Source organism: Actinoplanes sp. NPDC048796, from assembly GCF_040650035.1.
In the GTDB taxonomy this organism is placed as follows: Bacteria; Actinomycetota; Actinomycetes; order Mycobacteriales; family Micromonosporaceae; genus Actinoplanes.
The window spans coordinates 20835-36762 of record NZ_JBEZGO010000024.1 but is presented as its reverse complement, the minus strand read 5'-3'; the positions used below and the strand labels follow the sequence as shown (position 1 = coordinate 36762).

13 protein-coding genes and 1 pseudogene are annotated in these 15928 nt (G+C 70.2%); 11 read left to right on the top strand and 3 right to left on the bottom strand.

Annotated features, from left to right (window positions below):
* Window positions 1-8: 8 nt before the first annotated feature.
* Window positions 9-1043: a LacI family DNA-binding transcriptional regulator gene (locus AB0C26_RS44205; protein WP_360260734.1), complete on the bottom strand. Its 1035-nt coding sequence runs from the start codon at window positions 1041-1043 to the stop codon at window positions 9-11.
* Between the two features lie 209 nt (window positions 1044-1252).
* Here AB0C26_RS44205 and AB0C26_RS44200 point away from each other — a divergent pair, with 209 nt between their 5' ends.
* The 6 genes from AB0C26_RS44200 to AB0C26_RS44175 all read left to right on the top strand — a co-directional run bounded on the left by AB0C26_RS44200 (window position 1253) and on the right by AB0C26_RS44175 (window position 9780).
* Window positions 1253-2170, top strand: coding sequence for a sugar ABC transporter permease (locus AB0C26_RS44200; RefSeq protein WP_360260731.1), 918 nt, complete (start codon window positions 1253-1255; stop codon window positions 2168-2170).
* Window positions 2167-2988: a carbohydrate ABC transporter permease gene (locus tag AB0C26_RS44195; RefSeq protein WP_360260728.1), complete on the top strand. Its 822-nt coding sequence runs from the start codon at window positions 2167-2169 to the stop codon at window positions 2986-2988. The genes AB0C26_RS44200 and AB0C26_RS44195 overlap by 4 nt, the downstream gene beginning before the upstream one ends.
* A gap of 11 nt (window positions 2989-2999) precedes the next feature.
* Window positions 3000-5579, top strand: coding sequence for a family 78 glycoside hydrolase catalytic domain (locus AB0C26_RS44190; RefSeq protein WP_360260725.1), 2580 nt, complete (start codon window positions 3000-3002; stop codon window positions 5577-5579).
* A gap of 20 nt (window positions 5580-5599) precedes the next feature.
* Complete coding sequence (locus AB0C26_RS44185) at window positions 5600-6856, top strand: extracellular solute-binding protein (protein ID WP_360260722.1); 1257 nt, start codon at window positions 5600-5602, stop codon at window positions 6854-6856.
* Between the two features lie 5 nt (window positions 6857-6861).
* A complete protein-coding gene (locus AB0C26_RS44180; protein WP_360260719.1) occupies window positions 6862-8052 on the top strand; it encodes a family 1 glycosylhydrolase in 1191 nt (396 codons plus the stop codon).
* 102 nt (window positions 8053-8154) lie between these two features.
* Entirely contained in the window at window positions 8155-9780 is a 1626-nt protein-coding gene (locus tag AB0C26_RS44175; RefSeq protein ID WP_360260716.1) for a carboxylesterase family protein, read from the top strand.
* A gap of 333 nt (window positions 9781-10113) precedes the next feature.
* Here the strand turns inward: AB0C26_RS44175 and AB0C26_RS44170 are convergent, their stop codons facing one another.
* Window positions 10114-10980 (bottom strand): helix-turn-helix transcriptional regulator, encoded by an 867-nt coding sequence (locus AB0C26_RS44170; RefSeq protein ID WP_360260713.1) that lies wholly within the window; start codon window positions 10978-10980, stop codon window positions 10114-10116.
* Between the two features lie 102 nt (window positions 10981-11082).
* On the opposite strand from AB0C26_RS44170, the gene AB0C26_RS44165 reads away from it, so the two are divergent.
* From AB0C26_RS44165 to AB0C26_RS44150, 4 genes are all read left to right on the top strand, one after another.
* Entirely contained in the window at window positions 11083-12324 is a 1242-nt protein-coding gene (locus AB0C26_RS44165; RefSeq protein WP_360260710.1) for a multidrug effflux MFS transporter, read from the top strand.
* A gap of 76 nt (window positions 12325-12400) precedes the next feature.
* Window positions 12401-12805 carry a cupin domain-containing protein gene (locus AB0C26_RS44160; protein WP_360260707.1) on the top strand — a complete coding sequence of 135 codons (405 nt, stop codon included), beginning with the start codon at window positions 12401-12403 and terminating at the stop codon, window positions 12803-12805.
* Entirely contained in the window at window positions 12802-13443 is a 642-nt protein-coding gene (locus tag AB0C26_RS44155) for a carboxymuconolactone decarboxylase family protein (protein WP_360260704.1), read from the top strand. The genes AB0C26_RS44160 and AB0C26_RS44155 overlap by 4 nt, the downstream gene beginning before the upstream one ends.
* Before the next feature lie 11 nt (window positions 13444-13454).
* Entirely contained in the window at window positions 13455-14477 is a 1023-nt protein-coding gene (locus tag AB0C26_RS44150; protein ID WP_360260701.1) for a zinc-dependent alcohol dehydrogenase family protein, read from the top strand.
* Here AB0C26_RS44150 and AB0C26_RS44145 read toward each other — a convergent pair.
* Window positions 14426-15031, bottom strand: a complete 606-nt coding sequence (locus AB0C26_RS44145; RefSeq protein WP_360260698.1) for a hypothetical protein — start codon at window positions 15029-15031, stop codon at window positions 14426-14428. The genes AB0C26_RS44150 and AB0C26_RS44145 overlap by 52 nt on opposite strands.
* On the opposite strand from AB0C26_RS44145, the pseudogene AB0C26_RS44140 reads away from it, so the two are divergent.
* Window positions 14955-15806: pseudogene (locus AB0C26_RS44140) on the top strand (aldo/keto reductase); the annotation flags it as partial. The gene AB0C26_RS44145 and the pseudogene AB0C26_RS44140 overlap by 77 nt on opposite strands.
* Window positions 15807-15928 lie beyond the last annotated feature (122 nt).

Sequence of the window (15928 nt, the reverse complement as noted above, 5' to 3'; positions counted from 1 at the left end):
CCTACTGATCAGTTCAGGGTGGGCGCCGTCGAGCGGCGCATGACCAGCCGGGGGGAGAGTTTGACCTGGGCCGTCGGGTGGGCCGGGTCGGCGATGCGGTCGAGCAGCAGCCGAGCCGCGGTGGCGCCGATGCGGTGCCCGTTCTGATCGACGGTGGTCAGCGAGATCGGCCCGTACGCGGAGAAGGTGGTGTTGTCGTAGCCGGCGACCGAGATGTCGCCGGGCGCCGACAGCCCGGCTTCCGCGAGGGCGTCGAGCACGCCGAGAGCGACGACGTCGGCGCCTGCGAAGATCGCCGTGGGCCGCCGCCCACGGTTCAGTAGCTGCCTGGCGCCGAGGTAGCCACCGTCGCGGTTGTACGACGTGGAGACGACGTCGGGAGCGAGGCCGTGCTCGCGCATCGCATGACGGTAGCCGTCGGCCCGCAGGGCATTGGGCATCTCGGCCAGGCGTACCGGGTCGGTCTCGTGGTGTTCGATGTGCGCGATGCGGCGATGGCCGAGAGCAGCCAGGTGAGCCACGACCAGCCCGGCGCCGGTGAAGTCGTCGTCGGTGACGCTGTCGTAGCCGGCGGAGGACCCGTGCCGGCCGATGACGACCGTGGGCACGCTCCGGGCTACCCGGTCGAGGTGGGGTCGCGGTGAGATGGGCGCGATGAGCAGGACACCGTCCATGCTGCGGTCGATCATGGCGTTGGTGACCCGAGCCTCGCTCGTCTCGTCGTCGCAGCTGGACGCCATGAGCAACTGGTACTCGGTGCCGGCCAGGTGCTCGGCGACGCCGTCGAGCACATCGGCGAAGAACGGGTTGCGCACATCGGGCAGCATCACGCCGATCGTGTACGTGCGGCCCCGCAGCGCCCGGGCCGCGGCGGACGGCCGATAGCCGAGCTGGTCGATCGCGGCGCGCACCCGGCTGCGCATCTGCGGGCTGGTGCCGTACGCGTCGCGCAGCACCTTCGACACCGCGGTGGTGGACACGCCCGCGTGCCGGGCCACGTCCACGATCGTCACCCGGCGGGTCGGGGCCGACCTTCTCGGCATGCCTTCTCCTCGCGCTGTAAATCGTTACCCACTCTAGGGTTCCGGGCTCGGAGGCGGACAACCTGGGGCTGGGTTCGCAGGTGGACGAAATTGAGTCCGGCAGAGTCTTGACGTTCTTTGGCCTGCGCTCGTAAGGTCGGCGAAACATTTGGAAAACGTTACCCACGTCTCAGACTAGCTGCTGAAACGCTTCAACGAAGTGGGTTCCCGTGACACTGGATCTCAGAAATCGGCCGGCGGCCCGGCCCGCGGCCGTGACCCGCAGAAGTGGCCGCCGTACCGCACCGCCCTGGTGGTTCATGCTGCCGGCCCTGCTGCTCTTCGCCTTCGTCGTGCTCGTGCCCAGCGCCCGCGGCATCTATTACGCGTTCACCGACTGGGACGGTCTCGACCCGGACTTCGCGGTCGTCGGCCTGCGCAACTTCACCGACATGCTCGGCGACGAGGACGCGCTGCAGGCGATCTGGCACACCGTGCTCATCGCGGTCGCCATCACGGTCATTCAGAACGGGATCGGCCTGCTGCTCGCGCTGGGCGTCAACAGCCTGATCAAGACCCGGAACTTTCTGCGGGTGCTGCTGTTCGCCCCCGCGGTGGTCACCCCGATCGTCACCGCTTATCTGTGGCGCAACCTGCTCGGCCCCGACGGCGCGGTGAACGCGGTGCTCGGGCCCTGGGGCCGGGACTGGCTCGGCGACCCCGGCCTGGCCCTGTGGATGATCGTGGTGGTCGTGGTCTGGCAGTTCGCCGGCTACTCGATGGTCATCTTCCTGGCCGGACTCCAGTCGATCCCGCGCGAGATCTACGAGGCGGCCGCGATCGACGGGACCGGCCCGGTCCGGCGCTTCTGGTCGATCGTCCGGCCGCTGCTGGCGCCGGCGATCACGATCAACCTGATGTTGTCGATCATCGGCGGGATCAAACTCTTCGATCAGGTGTACGCCCTGACCGGCGGTGGCCCGGGGCACGCGACCGACACCATCTCGACGCTGATCTACAAGGACGCCTTCACGCTCGGCGAGTTCGGCTACAGCATCGCCCTGGCCGTGGTCCTGACGATCATCGTGGCGATCTTCTCCGCCGCCCAGTACGGCGTGCTCAACCGCAACGAGAAGGCGGCGTCATGAACCGCTACACCAAACGCACGTTCGCGCTTGAGATGCTGATGATCGCGGTCGGGATCGTCTTCGCCTTCCCGGTCTACGTGCTGGTCAACCTGGCCATCCGGCAACCCTCGGACACGTCGTCGCCGATCAGCCCGACCACCTCGCCGACCCTCGCCAACTTCACCGGCGCCTGGCGTGAGGCCGGCCTGGGCGGCGCGCTCGTCAACAGCGTGCTGGTCACCGTGGCCAGCGTCGCGATCGTGCTGGCGGTCTCAGCGTTCGCGTCCTATCCGCTGGCCCGCAGCACGGCGCGCTGGTCGCGCACGACCTTCCTGGTGATCATGCTGGGCCTGATCCTGCCGTTCCAGCTCGCCTCGCTTCCGCTCTACCAGACCGTCCGCGATCTGGGGCTGCTCGGCTCCGTCTGGTCCCTGGTGCTCTTCTACTCGGGTCTTCAGGTTCCTTTCACGACTTTTCTGTACGTGGGTTTCCTGCGCGCCCTGCCGCGCGACTTCGAGGAGGCGGCGTCGATCGACGGCGCGTCCCCGTTCACCACCTTCCGGTACGTCGTGCTGCCCATGCTCAAGCCGATCACCGTGACCGCCCTGGTCCTGAACGCGGTGGCGGTGTGGAACGACTTCTTCACCCCGCTGCTCTATCTGAGCGGCAGCGATCAGCAGACCGTCCCGGTCGCGGTGGCCGGCTTCGTCGGCCAGTTCGTCTCCGACTGGAACCTCATCTTCGCCGCCCTGCTGATCAGCATCATCCCGGTCCTGGCGGTCTACCTGGCGCTGCAGCGCTCCATCATCAACGGCTTCGCCGGAGGGCTCAAGGGATGACACCGTACGGCTTGACGACCGAACAACTCACCGAGCCGCTCGGCCTCGGCGAGCCCCGCCCGCGATTGTCCTGGAAGCTGCGCTCCGACCGGATCGGGGCGGCGCAGACCGCGTACCGGATCACCGCCACCGTGGCCGACAGGGTCGTGTGGGACAGCGGCCGCCGCGACAGCGACGAGACGCTGCTGATCGAGTGGGACGGCCCGGCTCTGCAATCGGCGACCCGATACCACTGGCGCGTCGAGGTGTGGGACGAGCACGGCGATCCGGCGGGCAGCGCGCAGACCTGGTTCGAGACCGGGCTTCTGCACGCGGACGACTGGACGGCGGTGTGGATCGGCCGTGACCCGGTGAGCCTGCCGATGGTCGACCCGCCCACCGACGAACAGCGCTCGTTCCCGGACCCGGCGGCGGCGCCGCTGTACCTGCGGCACGCGTTCGAGGTCGCCGAGGCGCCGGTGCGGGCCCGGCTCTACGCCACGGCCCGTGGCGTCTACGAACCCGCCCTCAACGGCGAGCGGGTCGGCGACCTGGAGCTGGCGCCGGGCTGGACCGAATACCACGAACGGCTGCAGTACCAGACCTACGACGTGACGGAGCGGGTACGGGCCGGCGCCAACGTGGTCGAGGCTGTCGTGGCCGACGGGTGGTGGAGCGGGCATGTGGGCTTCGATCCGAGTCGGCCGGCGCGGCACTACGGCCTCGCGCCGGCGTTTCTCGGGCAGCTCGTGCTGGACTTCGCCGACGGCTCCCGCCGGGTGATCGCCACCGGGGACGGCTGGCAGGAGGGCGGCGGCCCGATCCGGGCGGCCGATCTGTTGATGGGCGAGTTCGTCGACGCCCGGCGGACGCCGTCGTACCAGCCGGCCGCCGTGCTCGACCGTGAGCTCGGGCCGCTGGTGGCCGAGCCGGACCAGCCGATCCGCATCGTCGACGACGTCCTCGCCATCCGGGTGTGGCAGCGGGGGGCGGGCCGTTGGCTGGTGGACTTCGGGCAGAACCTCGTCGGGCGGGTGGCGCTCACCGTGCGCGGGGCCGCGGCCGGGGACCGGATCGTGCTGCGGCACGCCGAGGTGCTGGACGACGGGGAGTTGTATCTGGCCAATTTGCGCCGAGCGGCGGCCACCGACACGTATGTCAGCGCGGGTGGCGCGACCGAGGTGTTCGAGCCGCGGTTCACCTTCCACGGGTTCCGCTACGCCGAGGTGTCCGGATATCCGGGTGAGCTCACCGAGGACGACGTCGTGGCCCGGGTCATCCACAACGACCTGCCGTACACCGGGCGCTTCGAGTGCTCCGACGAGATGGTCAACCGGTTACAGGCCAACATCGTCTGGGGGCAGCGCGGCAACTTCCTCGCCGTACCCACCGATTGCCCGCAACGCGACGAGCGGCTCGGCTGGCTGGCCGACGCGCAGGTCTTCGCGCCCACCGCGACCCGCAACGCCGACGTGTCCGCCTTCTTCGCCCGCTGGCTGCGCGACGTGGTCGACGGGCAGGACGCCGACGGCGCTTTCCGTGACGTGGCCCCGATTCTGGTGCTCGACCGGGAGGGCGCGCCCGCCTGGGGCGACGCCGGGGTCATCATCCCGTGGCTGCTCTGGCAGACGTACGGCGACCGGCGCACCCTGGAACGCAGCTTCGAGGCGATGGCCGCCTGGGTCGGGCACATCCACCGCCACAACCCGGATCTGTTGTGGCGCAACCGAACCGGCAACTCCTACGGCGACTGGCTCCAGGTCGACGCCGAGACCCCGCGCGACGTCCTGTCGACGGCCTACTTCGCGCACAGCACGCGGATCGTCGCCGACGCCGCCGCTGTTCTCGGGCGCGATGCCACGAAGTACCGCGATCTGCATGCCGCCATCAAGACCAGGTTCATCGAGTCGTACGTTCATGAGGACGGCAGCGTCGAAGGGGGCACCCAGACCTCGTACCTCCTGGCCCTGGCCTTCGACCTTCTCCCGGCCGGCCTCGTCGGCGCCGCCGTGGAGCACCTGGCCACCGACATCGAGAAGCGCGGCAACCGGCTCACCACAGGTTTCGTCGGCGTCTCGCTGCTGTGCCCGGTGCTCACCGAGCACGGGCGGGCCGACCTCGCCTACGCCCTGCTGCACCAGGAGGAGTTCCCGTCCTGGGGCTACTCCATCCGGCACGGCGCCACCACCATCTGGGAGCGCTGGGACGGCTGGACCGAGCACGGCGGCTTCCAGTCGGCCGCCATGAACAGCTTCAACCACTACAGCCTGGGCAGCGTCGGCGACTGGCTCTACGGCCGGGTCGCCGGCATCGGGCAGGCGCCCGGCTCGGCCGCCCACCGTGACCTGCTGCTGCGTCCCACCCCCGGCGGCAAGCTCAGCTGGGCCCGAGCCGAACAGGAGACCGCCCGCGGGCTCGTCGCCTGCGGCTGGTCGCTCGACGGCGACCGGCTCACCGTGACCGTCACCGTGCCGCCGGGAAGCGCCGCGATCCTCGAAATCCCCACTCCCGACCCGGACAGCGTGCGCTGTGTCCCGGTCGCGTCGTCGGCCGGCGGAGCCACGCTCCGCCTGGTCTCCGGCCGCTACACCGTCACCGCCACCTCGTATTGATCTCCAACGTGGGAGAGCTCATGAAGAAAAGTCTCCGCGCCGCCCTCGCCGCCGTCCTGCTCACCGCCGCCTGCAGTAGCGGCCCGAACGCCGGCTCCGGCAACGATTCCGACAACAAGACCCTCACCCTGGCCTCGGTCGACCAGGGCTCCATCGAAGACGTCATCAAGGCGTTCGAGGCGGCCAACCCCGGCGTGAAGGTGAACTTCACGACCAGCGGCGCCGACCAGTACCAGGCCCAGATCCGTACTCAGCTCGCCTCGGGCACCGCGCCCGACGTGATGACGGTGTGGCCGGGCAACGGCAACCCCGGCGCCACCTACGTGCTGGCCAAGCCGGGCTACCTGCTCGACCTGTCCGACCAGCCGTGGGCGGGCAAGCTGCCCGACGCGTTCAAACAGGTCGCCCAGTACGAGGGCAAGACCTACAACGCCGTCTTCGGCCTCAACGGCATCGGCGCCGTCTACAACGACGAGGCCCTGGCCAAGTCCGGCCTGAAGGCCCCCACGACCTGGACCGAGCTGCTGAAGTTCTGCGGCGACGCGGCCGGCAAGGGCACCCCCGCCTTCGCCCTGGGCATCCAGGACAACTGGGTGACACAGCTTGTGTTGTACGCCCTGGCGGCCACCACGGTCTTCGGCGCCGACAAGGACTTCGACGCCAAGCTGCAGAGCGGGCAGGCCACGTTCGCGAACTCGCAGTGGACCACGGCCATGGCCAAGTACCAGGAGATGGACAAGGCCGGGTGCTTCCAGAAGAACCCGCTCGGCACCAGCTACGAGGCCAGCCAGACCCTCGCCGCCACCGGCAAGACCCTCGGCATCGTCCAGGGCAACTGGATCATCGGCCTGCTCAAGCAGAAGAACCCTAACGGCAAGTTCACCATGACCCCGCTGCCGGCCACCGACGACCCGGCCTCGTTCCTCATGCCGGCCGCGTCCGGCGCGGGCTACGGCGTCAACGCGAAGGCCAAGAACAAGGACCTGGCCTTGAAGTTCATCACCTTCATCATGTCGCCCGAGGGCATGAAGCTGTTCACCGAGAAGCAGGGCAGCCTGCCCACCCTGCCCGACGCCGGCACCACCGTGGACCCCGGCCTGAAGCAGCTGACCACCTTCGTCCAGGAGAACAAGACAGTCCCGTTCATGGACCAACTGTGGCCCAACGCCAAGGTTCAGCAGACCATGCTCAGCGGCCTGCAAGAAGTCTTCAGCAAGCAGGCCACCCCGGCCGACGTGCTCAAGGACATGGACACCGAATACAAGAAGGGCGCCTAGCCACGATGACCGACTTCCCGGGCGACTTCCTGTGGGGCAGCGCCACCGCCGCCCACCAGGTCGAGGGCGGCAACACCAACAACGACTGGTGGGACTTCGAGCACAACCCCACCACCGCGGCCCGCGAGTCGTCCGGGGACGGCATCGACCACTACCACCGCTACGCCTCGGATTTCGCGTTGCTGGCTTCGCTGGGGCACAACGCGCACCGGTTGTCGGTGGAGTGGTCCCGTATCGAGCCGGCACCCGGCGAGTTCAGCCGGGCCGCGCTCGACCACTACCGGCGGGTGCTCACCGCGCTGCGCGACGAGGGGCTGACCGCCTTCGTCACGCTGCATCACTTCACCCTGCCGCGCTGGTTCGCCGCTCGCGGCGGCTGGCTGGCCCCGGACGCCGCGGCGGTGTTCGCCCGCTACAGCGCCCGGGTCGCCGGCGAGCTCGGCGACCTGATGCCGTTCGTCTGCACGATCAACGAGCCGCAGATGGTGGCCCTGCACGGCTACCTGGAGGGCTACCACCCGCCCGGCGTCACCAACCCGGTCCTGTGGAAGCGGGCCGGCGAGGCGTTGCTGGGCGCGCACTTCGCCGGCGTCCGGGCCGTCCGGGGTGAGGCGGACAGCCGTACCGGGCCGGCGGTGCAGCTGCCGCTGCTCGTGCCGGTGCGCGAGGGGCCGCTCTTCGACGAGATGCGCTACGAAATCGTCGGCCGGTACCTCGACAACCTCACCGGTGCGGGCGCCGGCGACTGGCTCGGCGTGCAGTACTACCGCAAGCAGTGGGTCGACCCGGACTCGCCGGCGTTTTTCGGCACGCCGCCGCCGGGCGTGCCGCTCACCCAGATGGGCTGGGCCGTCCACCCGGACGGGCTGCGCGAGATGCTGCACCGGGCGGCTCGCACCGGATTGCCGCTGTACGTCACCGAGAACGGCATCGCCACCACCGACGACACCGAACGCGTCGCCTACCTCAGGAGCCACCTGACCGCACTGGCTCGCGCTCGAGCCGAGGGGGTCGATGTGCGCGGCTATCTGCACTGGTCGGCCTTCGACAACTTCGAATGGAGCGAAGGCTACCGCCCGAAGTTCGGCCTGATCGCCGTCGGCGACGACTTCACCCGCCACCCCAAGCCGAGCGCCCACGCCTTCGCCCGCGTCGCCACCACCGGACGGCTCGACGCCCTGGACCAACCCGAATGACACCGGCCGAGTCGACCGGGCAACTGCGAAACCCCTGACCCATTGACGCGGCGCCCAGGCACGGACAACGCGAAGCCTTGCGCCGGAACCGAAGGAGGTCCCATGGCGACATCAGGCATGAGCCGCAGAACGCTGATCGGTGGATCGCTGTCCGCAGCCGCCGCCCTCAGCATTCCGGCGCCGGCGCCGGCCCACGGCGCCGCCGGCCGGGACGAGGCGGCAACCCGCTACGGCCGGGTTCGAGGCCGGCGCGAGGACGGCATCCTGAAATTCCTGGGCGTCCCGTACGGCCGGCCCCCGCTCGGACGGCTGCGGTTCAAGGCTCCGCAGCCGCCCCAGCCGTGGACGGGAGTGCGGGACACGGTGAGCTTCCCCAACCCGGCGTTTCAGGTAGCGGGCGGCGAGATGGGCCCGGCCGGCAACGGCCGGATGCCGGCCCCGTCGGAGGACTGCCTCTACCTCAACATCTGGACCCCGGCCGCCGACCGCAAGCGCCGCCCGGTGATGTTCTACAACCACGGTGGCGGCTACATGATCGGATCAGGCTCGGCCACCGGGCAGGACGGCACCCACCTGGCCCAGCTCTACGACGTGGTCGTGGTCGAGTCCAACCACCGGCTGGGCCTGTTCGGCTATCTGTTCCTCGGCGACCTCGCCCACGACGGGTACGCGGCCAACCAGGGCATGCTCGACATCCTGGCCGCACTACGCTGGACCAGCGAGAACATCGAGCACTTCGGCGGCGACCCGGACAACATCATGGTCTGGGGCGAGAGCGGCGGCGGCGCCAAGACGGCCGCCGTCTACACGATGCCCTCAGCCTCGCGCCTGTTCCACAAAGCTTCGATCGAGAGCGCCGCGCCGCTGCGGTTCCCGACCCGCGACGGTGCTACCGCCCGGGCCGAGCGGACGCTCGACCTGCTCGGCCTGACGAAGAAGGACATCCCCCAGCTGTACGACATCCCGGCCGCCCGGCTTCTGGAGATCCAGGTGTCGGAGGCCGCGAACGGCGTCGCCCCCTGGGGCGACCCCGATCCCGTGCTGCCCGGCTTCGGTGCGTTCGTCGACGGCCGGATCATCCCGCGGCACCCGTTCGCCGACGGCGCCCCGCCGTGGTCGGCCGGTAAGCCGCTGATGGTCGGCACGTGCCGGGACGAGACGGTGTTCTTCAGCCTCTTCGGGCCACCCGACATCTTCAAAATCGACGAGACCGGGCTCCGGAGCCGGCTCAGCGGCACCTACCAGGGCGCCGAACTCGACCGGATCATCGCCACCTTCCGCGCCTCCCGGCCCGGTGCGACTCCCGCCCAGCTCTACTTCGCCATCACCACCTCACCCATCTGGCGCGACGCGATCAAGATCGCCGAAGCCAAGGCGGCCCAGCGGCGAGCGCCGGTGTTCATGTATCAGCTGGCCTACCCGGATCCGACTGTCGTACCGGGCACCGACTTCCCGCTCGGCTCGCCACACGCCTCGGACATCCCCATGAAGTTCGCCAACGCCGGCGCCGGCGAACTGCCCGGCAAACGCGCGGCCGCGCGGCACATGAGCGCCCTGTGGGCCGGCTTCGCCCGCCACAGCCACCCCGCGGCTTCCGGCCTGCCCCGGTGGCCCGCCTACACACCCCGTGACCGCGCCACCATGTGGATCGACTCCCAATGCCGGATCGTCCACGACCCGGACCGCAGCGAACGACTGTTCTGGGTCAATCGCCGCCCGGCGGCCTGAGCCCGAACCACCTCGCCACCGCCGGGCCGGACGTTCCCCCCTCGTCCGGCCCGGCGGTCTCACCGCTCAGCGCGACAGGAGAAGCTGTGATCGCCGGAATCCGTGCCGTCAAGATTTGGCGTCGGAGCTTGCGGCGCAGATCGGGCTACCGATGACCGTGTGCGGCCGCGACGTCCGTGTCGGCGCCAGTATCGGTGTAGCGGTCGGGTGCGACGGTCAAAGCGGTGCCGCGCTGCTGCATGAGGCCGACGTCGCGATGTACGCGGTGAAGGCCGGCTCCGCACCTACCCGGGCCGCCCTGCGCTGACGTGTTGGTCGGTGCCCGAAGCTTGATTACTGGTTGACCGGCGCGAGGCTGGTGGCAGCCCAGGAGGCGAGCAGGGTGAGCGCCTCCGCGGTCGGTGAGGCGGGCTCGGCGGCGTAGATGGTCATACTGAGGCCTGGCTCGGCGACCAGGGCCATGGTTTCGTACGCCAGCTCGAGGTCGCCGACGACGTGGTGGTGGAACGTCTTGACGCCGGTGCCGTGCAGGCGCACGTTGTGGGCGCCCCAGCGGCGGCGGAACTCGTCGCTGCGGGTGGACAGTTCGCCGACCAGGTCGTGCAGGCCTTTGTCGTGCGGGTCGACGCCGGCCGCGGTGCGCAGGTTGGCGACGAGCATGTCGGCGGCGAGGTTCCAGTCGGGGTAGAAGCGTCGCGCGCCGTTGTCGAGGAACGTGAACCGGCCGAAGTTCGGGGTGCCGATGGCGGTGTCGTAGACGTCGCTGTACATGGCCCGGCCGAGCAGGTTGGCGGCGAGCAGGTCCTGCCGGTGGTTGACGACGATGGCCGGGGCGGTGACCGTGTCAAGAGACCATTGCAGGCTCGGCCGGACGGTCCACGGCTTGGGCTTGCCGGGGCGCCGCACCAGGCCGGTGCTGCCGTTGGCCTCCTGGGCCAGGTGCAGCAGGTGGGCCCGTTCGGCGTCGTCGAGTTGCAGGGTGCGGGCGATGGCCTCGAGCACGCCGGCGGAGACCCCGGCAATCTGCCCCCGCTCGAGCTTGGCGTAGTACTCGACGCTCATCCCGGCCAGTGCGGCGACTTCGCTGCGGCGCAGCCCGGGCACTCGGCGCTGCCCGGCGGCCGGGATCCCAGCCTGCTCCGGAGTGATCTTCGCGCGGCGCGAGGTCAGGAAGTCGTGCACTTCGGCTCGGATGTTCACCCTTCCGACGGTACGGCGGCCCGGGCGGGATTGAGACGTACTGTCGGTACACCTCTCGCCGGTGACTTCTCCACGCCGGGCCGAGCCGGTGTGCTGGGTGGCATGAGCGCAGTTCTCAGCCCAAGCGCATCGCCCGATCGTGTGCGCCGCCGAGCCCGGCTCAGCTTGGGCCTGGTCGCCACGGTGATCTTCTTGACCGCGATCGCGCCGTTGGCCACCGACATGTACGTGCCGGCCTTCCCGAGCGTGGCCGGTGACCTGTCCGCGTCGGCGACGCAGGTGCAGCTGACCCTGACCACCTTCTTCGTCGGTATGGCGCTGGGACAGCTGGCCGGCGGCCCGGTCTCGGACCAGTACGGGCGGCGCCGGCTGCTGCTCGCCTCGGTCGTGCTGATGACGGTGGCGTCGGTGGTGTGCGCGCTGACCCCGTCGATCGGGATCATGATGGCGGCGCGGTTCGCGCAGGGCTTCAGCGGCGGCTGGGCGATGGTGATCGGCCGGGCGGTCATCGTCGATCTGGCCGCAGGCGCGCAGCTGGTCCGGGTGCTCAACGTGATCGCCGCGGTCGGTGGCATCGCGCCGATCGCCGGGCCGCTGGTGGGCGCGGTCATCCTTCAGCTGTCGGGCTGGCGGCTGTCGTTCTGGGCGGTGGCCGCGCTGGGGGTGGCGATGCTGGTGGCCGCGCTGGTCGCGGTGCCGGAGTCGTTGCCGCGCGAGCGCCGGCACGGCGGGGGACTGCGGTCGTTCGCCCGGGCCGGGCGCCAGGTCCTGGCCAACCGCCGCTATGTGGGCTATCTGCTGGTCAGCGGCTCGGCCATGGGGGCGCTGTTCGCGTACGTGGCCACGTCGGCGTTCGTGCTCCAGTCGATGAACGGGCTGTCGCCGCTGGCGTACTCGGTCGACTTCGCCGCGAACGCGGCCGGGATGACCGTGGCCGCCCTGGTCGCGGCGCGGCTGGTCGGGCGGGTCGCGACCCGCAAGGTCATCCTGGCCGGTCAGGTGGCGGCCCTGGCCGCCGGCGGGGCGATGCTGGCCGGCGCGCTGTGGTTCGGCACGCCGCTGCTGCTCGCGATCGTCAGTTTCGCCGTGCTGATGACCGCCCAGGGCCTGATCGGGCCGAACGGCGGGGCGCTGGCCTCCGCCGAGGTGCCCGAGCATCCCGGCACCGGCTCGGCCATGCTCGGCTTCGTCCAGTGGCTGGCCGCCGGCACCATCGCACCGATCGCCGGGCTCGGCGGGGAGCACACGGCCGTACCGATGGCCCTGCTGATGATCGGCGGCGCGGTGCTGTCCATGGCCGGCCTGCTCGTCCTGGCCCGACCGCCCCGCGGTGCCCTCATCTGACGCCGCTGGGGTGCTCTGTCAGTACCTCCCTCAGCAGAAACTCCCATCGACAACCGCCAGGGAGTTTGCTGTATCCATGGAACTTTTCCCGGTACGTCCGACCGTCAAGACGCCCGCACAGGCGTTCACCGGTGACGTCTACATGACCCCGATCTTCAGTGGCACCGGTCCGTCACGGATGACCGTTGCGCTCGTGCGGTTCACCCCGGGCGCCCGCACGAACTGGCACTCGCACGCCGTCGGGCAGACGCTGCACGTCACCGAGGGCGTCGGCCTGGTCGGCACCCGCGACGGCTCGGTGCTGCGTATCCACGCCGGCGAGACGGTCGTGTGCCCGCCGGGCGAGGAACACTGGCACGGCGCCGGCGCCGACACGTTCATGAGCCATCTGGCCATGCTCGAGGCCACCCCCGAGGGCGGCGACCCGACCACGTGGCTCGAGCCGGTCCCGGACGAGCTCTACGAGCGGGCGAACAAGTGACGTCGCGTCCGGAGGCGACGGCGCTGATCGGCGCGTTCACCGCCACCGGGCAACTGGCGGAGCTGCGCGAGGCCCTCGCCGAGGGACTCGACGCCGGTCTGACGGTCAACGAGATCAAAGAGATCCTGGTGCAGCTGTACGCCTACGCCGGGTTCCCCCGCAGTCTCAACGCCCTGGGTACGTTCATGGCAGTGCTCGACGAGCGCCGGGCCCACGGCATCACCGACCCCGACGGCGCCGAGCCCAACCCACGACCCGGCGGCCGGTCCAGCTTCGAGCTGGGCGCCGAGAACCAGACGAAGCTGGCCGGTGGCCCGGTGACGGGCCCGTTGTTCGACTTCGCCCCGGCGATCGACGAGTTCCTCAAGGCGCACCTGTTCGGCGACATCTTCGGCCGCGACAACCTCGACTGGCCCACGCGTGAGATCGCCACCGTCGCCGCTCTGGCCAACCTCGGCGGTGTCGAAGGGCAACTGCGATCGCACCTGGGCATCGCCCTCAACACCGGGGTGACCGTGGCCCAGCTGCGCGATCTGGTCGCCCTGCTGCGGGACCGGGTCGGCGCGGCCCAGGGCGGCCGGGCCGCTGCCCTGCTCGACGTAGTGCTGACCGAGAAGAACACTGAAACTGCGAACTGAGGAGAAACATCATGCGTGGTGCTGTTCTGTACGCCCCCGGCGACGTACGAGTCGAGAACCGCGACGATCCGCGGATCGAGGCGCCGACCGACGCGATCATCAAGATCTCGGCAACGTGCGTGTGCGGGTCCGACCTGCACCCGTATCGGGGTGTCCAGCCGGTCGGTGAGCCGGCGCCCATGGGGCACGAGTACGTCGGTGTGGTCGAAGAGGTCGGCAGCGCGGTCACCGGTGTCCGGAAGGGCCAGTTCGTGGTCGGCTCGTTCTGGGCCTCGGACAACACCTGTGAGATCTGCCGGGCCGGCTACCAGAGCGCCTGCGTGCACCGGGTCCCGATGGGCGCGCTCGGCTCGCAGGCCGAATACCTGCGGGTTCCCCTGGCCGACGGCACGCTGGTGGCCACCCCTTCACTTCCCCGTGAGGACCTGGTGCCCAGTTATCTGGCCGCCTCGGACGTGCTGGGCACCGGCTGGTTCGCCGCCGACGCCGCGCAGGCCGGCCCGGGCAAGACCGTCGCGGTGGTCGGTGACGGCGCGGTCGGCCTGCTCGCCGTGCTGGCCGCTCAGCAGATGGGCGCGGAGCGCATCATCGCGATGTCGCGGCACGCCGACCGGCAGAAGCTGGCCCTGGAGTTCGGTGCCACCGACATCGTCACCGAGCGCGGCGACGACGGCATCGCGAAGATCAAGGAACTGACGAACGGGCTCGGCGCGCATTCGGTGATCGAGGCGGTCGGCACGCAGGAGTCGATGATGCAGGCCATCCACTCGACGAGGCCCGGCGGGCACGTCGGTTTCGTGGGCGTCTCGCACGACGTGAAGCTGGACGGCATGGAGATGTTCTGGTCGCTGGTGCACCTGCACGGCGGCCCGGCTCCCGTACGCCGCTACCTGCCCGACCTGATGAACCGCATCGCCACCGGCGCCATCAACCCGGGCCAGGTCTTCGACCTCGAACTGCCCCTCGACCAGGCCGCCGAGGGCTACCAGGCGATGGACGAGCGCCGCGCCATCAAGACCCTGCTGCACCCGTAAGACACGGCCCGCGCCGAGGGCGAATCGGCGGTGTAGACGAGCATGGTCAGGGCCGGGGCGTCGTTGACCCGGAACGACTCGTAGTCGAAGTCCAGGTCGCCGGCCAGCGGGTGGTGGTAGCGCTTGGCCCCGCGACGGTACTGGAGCACGTCGTGGGCGGCCCAGAGCGTACGGAAGAAATCGCTGTGGGCCGAAAGCTCGTCGACCAGCCCGGCGATGTTTTCGTCGGTGGGGTGACGCCCGGCCGAGGCGCGCAGCACGGCCACGCCGTTGCGGGTGGCGCCCTCCCAGTCGCGGTAGAACTCGCGGGCCCGCGGGTCGAGCAGCTGCAACCGCAGCGTGTTGAAAGGCACGTCGTCGATGGAGAAGACGGCGCGCCCGAGCTGGTTGGCGTAGACGACGTCGAGCCGGTCGTTCTGCCGGAAGGCCGGCGTGCTCAGCGCGTCGAGAACCCGGCGCAGCTCGAGCGGGAAGGCCGGGGAGTGCGAGGAGATCGTCGGCAAGGCGCTCAAGGGGCGCCGTGACGACGTGGTGCTGGCCTCCAAGGCGAACATGCCGATGAGTGACGACCCCAACCACCGCGGCAACTCGCGCCGGTGGATCGTGCGGGAGGTCGAGGCGTCGCTGCGCCGGCTGGGCACCGACTGGCTCGACCTCTATCAGGTGCACCGCTGGGACCCGGCGGTCGACCTCGACGAGACCCTAGGAGCTTTGACCGATCTCGTACGGGCCGGGAAGATCCGCTACATCGGCCACTCCACGTTCCCGGCCTCCACCATCGTCGAGGCGCAGTGGGTGGCCGAGCGGCGCGGACGGGAGCGGTTCGTGACCGAGCAGCCGCCGTACTCGATCCTGGTCCGCAACGCCGAGAACGAGGTGCTGCCGGTCGCGCAGCGGTACGGGATGGGCGTCATCTCGTACAGCCCACTCGCCGGAGGCTGGCTGTCCGGGCGCTACAGCCGCGACGCGCACGACCTGCCGGCCTCGCAGGCGCGCCGGCGGCTGGCCAACCGGTTCGACATGTCGCTGCCCGACAACCAGCGCAAACTCGCGGCCGTCGAGCAACTGACGCAGCTGGCCGACGAGGCCGGGCTCACCCTCATTCAACTGGCGATCGCCTTCGTGCTGCGCCACCCGGCGATCACCGCGCCGATCATCGGCCCCCGCACGGCCGAACATCTGGACTCGCAGCTGGCCGCGGCCGACGTGGCGCTCACCACCGACGTGCTCGACCGCATCGACCAGATCGTCCCGCCCGGCCTGACGCTGAACCCGGCCGACAACAGCTGGCTCAACCCGCTGCTCCAGCCCGCCGCCCGGCGCCGGTGATCGACGCCCAGACGGGCCGTCGTCATGGGGCTGAGATCCTGCGGCCCGCTTCGGCGGCGAGCTGCCGGAGCCAAACGTGGGCGGGTTCGCGGTCGTGCATCGGATGCCACCAGAAGGCCTCC

Bases quoted from the DNA above. Each gene is read 5' to 3' on its own strand.
- AB0C26_RS44160 (WP_360260707.1), top strand. From the start codon at position 12,401: ATGGAACTTTTCCCGGTACGTCCGACCGTCAAGACGCCCGCACAGGCG.
- AB0C26_RS44165 (WP_360260710.1), top strand. From the start codon at position 11,083: ATGAGCGCAGTTCTCAGCCCAAGCGCATCGCCCGATCGTGTGCGCCGC.
- AB0C26_RS44195 (WP_360260728.1), top strand. From the start codon at position 2,167: ATGAACCGCTACACCAAACGCACGTTCGCGCTTGAGATGCTGATGATC.
- AB0C26_RS44180 (WP_360260719.1), top strand. From the start codon at position 6,862: ATGACCGACTTCCCGGGCGACTTCCTGTGGGGCAGCGCCACCGCCGCC.
- AB0C26_RS44205 (WP_360260734.1), bottom strand. From the start codon at position 1,043: ATGCCGAGAAGGTCGGCCCCGACCCGCCGGGTGACGATCGTGGACGTG.
- AB0C26_RS44145 (WP_360260698.1), bottom strand. From the start codon at position 15,031: ATGTTCGCCTTGGAGGCCAGCACCACGTCGTCACGGCGCCCCTTGAGC.
- AB0C26_RS44150 (WP_360260701.1), top strand. From the start codon at position 13,455: ATGCGTGGTGCTGTTCTGTACGCCCCCGGCGACGTACGAGTCGAGAAC.
- AB0C26_RS44185 (WP_360260722.1), top strand. From the start codon at position 5,600: ATGAAGAAAAGTCTCCGCGCCGCCCTCGCCGCCGTCCTGCTCACCGCC.
- AB0C26_RS44175 (WP_360260716.1), top strand. From the start codon at position 8,155: ATGGCGACATCAGGCATGAGCCGCAGAACGCTGATCGGTGGATCGCTG.